Annotated in this window: 4 protein-coding genes; 2 read left to right on the forward strand and 2 right to left on the reverse strand. The window is 74.2% G+C overall.

The window, feature by feature from the left end:
* Positions 1-135 precede the first annotated feature (135 nt).
* Both Q7F20_RS10820 and Q7F20_RS10825 read right to left on the reverse strand, forming a co-directional pair.
* Positions 136-2,913 carry a molybdopterin cofactor-binding domain-containing protein gene (locus Q7F20_RS10820; protein ID WP_305740097.1) on the reverse strand — a complete coding sequence of 926 codons (2,778 nt, stop codon included), beginning with the start codon at positions 2,911-2,913 and terminating at the stop codon, positions 136-138.
* Entirely contained in the window at positions 2,910-3,728 is an 819-nt protein-coding gene (locus Q7F20_RS10825; protein WP_305740098.1) for a xanthine dehydrogenase family protein subunit M, read from the reverse strand. Before Q7F20_RS10825 ends, Q7F20_RS10820 begins: the two co-directional genes overlap by 4 nt.
* A gap of 284 nt (positions 3,729-4,012) precedes the next feature.
* Here Q7F20_RS10825 and pucL point away from each other — a divergent pair, with 284 nt between their 5' ends.
* Positions 4,013-4,957, forward strand: a complete 945-nt coding sequence (gene pucL / locus Q7F20_RS10830) for a factor-independent urate hydroxylase (RefSeq protein WP_305740099.1) — start codon at positions 4,013-4,015, stop codon at positions 4,955-4,957.
* A 14-nt stretch (positions 4,958-4,971) separates the two neighbouring features.
* Positions 4,972-5,125, forward strand: a 154-nt coding sequence (locus tag Q7F20_RS10835) for an NTP transferase domain-containing protein (protein WP_370871663.1), incomplete at its 3' end; no start/stop codon positions are given.

Genomic DNA, 5,125 nt, shown 5'->3' on the forward strand with positions numbered 1-5,125 from the left:
GCCCCGGCCGGGCCGCCCCCCCCCCCCCCCCCCCCCCGCGGGGGCCCCCCCGCCCCCCCCCCCCGCCCCCCCCCCCCCCCACCACGGGCTCCCCCGCGTCGAGGGCGGCCAGGAGGCGCGGTGCCAGTTCGAACATCACGCACCCCCGGCGTCGGTCGCGTCCTGGAGCATCGCCCAGACCCGGTCCCGTGTCATCGGCAGCCGGTGGGGGCGCACGCCGACGGCGTCGCGCACCGCGTTCGCGACGGCGGGTGCGACCGGGTTGTACGGCGCCTCGCTCATCGACTTCGCACCGAGGGGGCCGAGCGGGTCGTGCGTGACGGCGAAGCGCACCTCGGTGCGGGGCACGTCGGAGATCTTCGGCACCCGGTACGCCCGGAACGCGTCGGTCGTCACCCGTCCGGTCTCGTCCAGCACGACCTCCTCGTAGAGCGCCGAGCCGATCGCCTGCGCGGCGCCCCCTTCCACCTGGCCGCGGAGCTGCTCCGGGTTCAGGACGGTGCCGGCGTCCACCGCCTGCACGCTGTGCAGCACACGGACCTCGCCCGTCGGCCGGTGCACCGCCACGCGGGCGCCGTGCACGGTGAACGCGAGCGACCGTGGCGTGCCGTCGTGGCTGGCGTGCGCGACGAGCGGGCCGTCGGCGAGCAACTCGGCGTGCCCGACGAGCTCCGACCCCACGCGGACGCCGTCCGGCCCGACCGAGACGGCGGGCCCGAGCGGCCCGGATGCGGTCCGTGGCGTCCGGGCGGCGACGATCCCGAGCGCGCGGCCGGTCATGTCCTCCCGCAGCGCTTGCGCCGCGGCGTACAGCGCCTTGCCCGCGACCACGACCCCGGCGGACCCGAACGCGCCGGTGTCGTGCCGGGCTGCGTCGGTGTCGGACTGGTGCACGTCGATCCGGTCCGTGGTGGTGCCGAGGGCGGTGGCGACGAGTTGCGTGTGCACCGTCGTGGTCCCGTTGCCGAACTCGGCCGTGCCGACGCCGATGCGGTAGCGGCCCTCCGGGGTCGCCTCGACCGACACGTGGGCGTGGTGTCCGCGCGGCGGCATCGTGGCGATCGCGGCGAGGGCGACCCCGGTGCCGAACGCCCAGTCCGCCGAGTCGTCCAGCGGCGGGCCGTCCATCCGGGGCACCTCGGGCAGCGGCGCACGGAGGGCGTCCTCCACCAGGTCGATGCACTGGTCGAGTCCGTAGCTGCCCTCCCAGCGCAGGTCGTCTTCCTCGTCCGGGTCCGTGACGACGAGGGGGTCCCCGGGGACGACCACGTTCCGCCGCCGCAGCTCGAGCGGATCGATGCCGAGCTTCCGCGCGAGCTCGTCCATCGCCGACTCGATCGCGAACACGACCTGCCCGAGCCCGTACCCGCGGAACGCGCCGGACGGCAGGTTGTTCGTGTACACCGATTCCGCGTCGACACGCTTCGACGGGCACCGGTAGACGGCGACGGACTCGCTGACGGAGTGGAACATGACACCGATGCCGTGGTTGCCGTAGGCGCCGGTGTCCATGGTCTGGTCGACGTGCAGCGCCGTCAGGTGCCCGTCGGCGTCGGCGCCGAGCCGGATCCGCACGCGCATCGGGTGCCGCGTCGGCGCGATCGTGAACTCGTCGCGCCGACTGAACTCGTACTGCACCGTACGACCGGTCCGCAGCACCGCGAGGGTGACCAGGTCCTCGGTCAACAGCTCCTGCTTGCCCCCGAACCCGCCGCCGACGCGCTTCGCGACGACACGGACCCGGCTCGGGTCGAGGCCGAACACGCGTGCGATCTCGTCCCGCACGAGGAACGGGACCTGCGTCGCGGTCCGGAGCACGAGCCGCCCGTCGCGGTCGAGGGACCCGCGGGTCGCGTGCGTCTCGAGCGCGGCGTGCGAGACGCGGCCCGTCGTCCAGGTGCCGTCGACGGTGGCCGCGGCCGTCGCCAGGGCTCCGTCGACGTCGCCCGTCTCGCCGTGCAGCGCGGCGACCACGTTGCGGCCCGGCTCGGCGATCCGGTGCTCCTGCGACGTCTTGTCGCCGTGCAGGAGCGGGGCGCCGGCGGCACGCGCCGCGTCCGGGTCGTGCACGCTCGGCAGCACCTCGTAGCGGACCCGCACGAGGGCGCAGGCCTGCTCGGCGATCCGCACGCTGTCCGCGACGACGGCGGCCACGCGCTGCCCGCGGAACCGGAGCACCCGGTCGAGCACCCGGGTGTCGTCCGGGTCGTCCAGGCGGGACTCGTGCCGGCCCGTGGAGAACAGGACGCCCGGGTCGTCGTGGTGGGTGAGGACCGCGTGCACGCCGGGCAGGGCTTCGGCCTCCGCCGTGTCGATCGAGACGATGCGGGCGTGCGGGTGCGGGCTGCCGAGGACCGCGAGGTGCAGCAGCCCCTCCGTCCGCCGCACGTCGAGCGTGTACTCCTCGCGCCCGGTCACGATCGCCATCGCCGCGGGTGCGGCGACGGACGTGCCGATGGCCTCACCCGCCGGGGCGCAGGCCGTGTTCGCGACGCCGTCGAGGGCGTCCTCGATCGCCCGGTAACCGGTGCACCGGCAGAGGTTGCCCTTCAACGCACGGTGCCGGTCGGCCAGGGCGTCCTCGTCGAGCGTCGACGCCGTCACGACGTACCCGGCGGTGCAGAAGCCGCACTGGAATCCCGGGGCCCGGGCGAACGCACGCTGCACGGGGTGCGGGTCCTCCGGCGTGCCGAGCCCGGCAGCCGTCGTGACGGCTCGACCGGCCATCCGGTGCGCCGGCGTGATGCAGGAGTGGACCGGCTCGCCGTCGACGAGCACCGAGCACGCACCGCAGTCACCCGCATCGCAGCCCTTCTTCACCGACGTCACCCCGTGCTCGCGGAGCAGCGTGCGGAGGACCTGACCCGGCTGCGGATCGGCCTCGACCGTGGCGCCGTCGACCTCGAACCTCATGCCGCACCGCCAGTCGTCCCGAGCGCCTCGGCGACCAGCTCCGCAGCGAACCGCCGGCTCACCGCGCGCCGCCAGTCCGGCGAGCCGTGCGGGTCATCGTACCAGGCGTCGTGGGCGGCCAGCCGTGCGTCGACCTCGGCAGCGGTCGGGACGCCGGGGTGACGGAGCGCGAGCGGCCGCGGGGTCGCCCCGGTCACGACGAGGACGAACTCCGGTCCGGACCACCGCGCCGTGACGAGTGCACCCGTCCGGCCGTGCGGGCTGAGGGACACCCGGCGGAACCCGGTGCGAGCCACGAGGGCCGCTCGCGGCACGTCGAACGCCCGGATGACCTCGCCCGGCGACAGGTCGGTCGTCCGCGGCCCGGTGACCAGGTCCGCCACCGGGACCCGGCGCTCCCCGCCGTCCGGGGTCCAGACCTCCGCGATGGCGTCGAGCGTCACGAGCAGCGCGGTGATCGCCCCCGCCGGCAGGGCGACCGCGACGTTGCCCCCGACGGTCGCCTGGTTCCACACCTTGAACGACGCCAGCAACGCGTTGGCGCACCGGTCGACGAGCGGCCAGGCACGCCAGTCGTCGTCCGGCGTCAGACGCAGCAGCGACGCGATCGTGCACGTCGCGGCGATCCGGAGCCCTCCGGCGGTCCGCTCGGTGTCGGGCCAGCCCAGCGCCGTGAGGTCGACGAGCCCGGTCAGGCGGGGCTGCTCCTCGGAGTACAGCCAGGTGCCGCCGGCGAGGGGGTGCTCACCGGGTCCGAAGGAGAGGTCGTCGCGGTGCGACGGTGTCCGCACGGAGCGGACGGAGACGAGGTCCATTGCAGGGTCCGATCGGAAGGGGGGAACGGGTGTCGATGGCGCCGTCGGACCGTCGTCCGTGCGCGATCATCCCGCGGTTCCACGCCGAGGACCGCCGGGGTGCGGATGTGTGCGCCACGGGGCCCTCCTCGATCGGGTGCGTCGTGGCGGCAACGCTATGGAACGGGTGTTTCCGTGTGGTTACGGGCGTTCGACGGCTGCGTCACGACCGGACCGTTGCCGCTGACGGAGCTCGTGACCTGTTCGACCCACCGCCGAAACACGCGGGTGTCATCGTCGGCTCCATGGAGATCACCGACGTCCAGCCCGTCCCCACCACCGCGACCGTCCACCTCGGTGCGAACCAGTACGGCAAGGCCGAGGTCCGGCTCGTCCGGGTGACGCGCGACACCGACCGGCACGAGATCGAGGACCTGACCGTCACGACGCAGTTGCGCGGCGCGGCACTCGCCGACTCGTACACCGAGGGCGACAACGCCAAGGTCGTCGCGACGGACACGCAGAAGAACACGGTCTACGCGTTCGCGAAGGAGCACGGGGTGGGGACGCCCGAGGAGTTCCTGCTGCGGCTCGGCCGGCACTTCAGCACCGCCTTCGACTGGTACGACGGCTCCACCCTCTCCGCCGAGCAGCACACGTGGGAGCGGATCACCGTGGACGGTCGCGAGCACGACCACTCGTTCGTCCGGTCTGGTCGCGGGACCCGCACCGCCGTGGTGCAGGTCGACGGCGACGACGTGCACGTGCTCGCCGGGGTCACCGACCTGACGGTCCTGAAGTCGACGGGCAGCGAGTTCCACGGGTTCCCGCGCGACGGGTACACGACGCTCCAGGAGACCGACGACCGGATCCTCGCGACCTCGGTGACGGCCCGCTGGCGGTACACGCCCGAGGCGGTGGCGGCGGGCATCGACTACGACGCCGTGTACGCCGGCGTCCTCGACCGCATGCTCGCGACCTTCGCCGAGCTGCACTCCCTGGCGCTGCAGCAGACCCTGTTCGCGATGGGCCGCTCGGCGATCGAGGGGTTCACGGAGATCGCCGAGGTCCGGTTCTCGATGCCGAACAAGCACCACTTCCTGGTCGACCTCACGCCCTTCGGCCTGGACAACCCCGGCGAGGTGTTCTTCGCCGCCGACCGACCCTACGGCCTGATCTCCGGCACCGTCGTGCGCGACGGCGTCGCCGAGGCCCCTGCCGCGTGGACGTCGGTGCCGGCGTTCGTGTGACCGACGTCGTCGGGGTGCTGCTCGCCGCCGGTGCGGGGACGCGGATGGGACGGCCGAAGGCGCTCGTCGCCGCGCCGGACGGCACCCCGTGGCTGCGCCTCGGCGTCGACGCGCTCCTCGCCGGCGGCTGCGGCCGGGTCGTCGTCGTCCTCGGCGCCGCGGCCGACC

It is taken from the genome of Curtobacterium sp. A7_M15 (assembly GCF_030705415.1).
In the GTDB taxonomy this organism is placed as follows: domain Bacteria; phylum Actinomycetota; class Actinomycetes; order Actinomycetales; family Microbacteriaceae; genus Curtobacterium.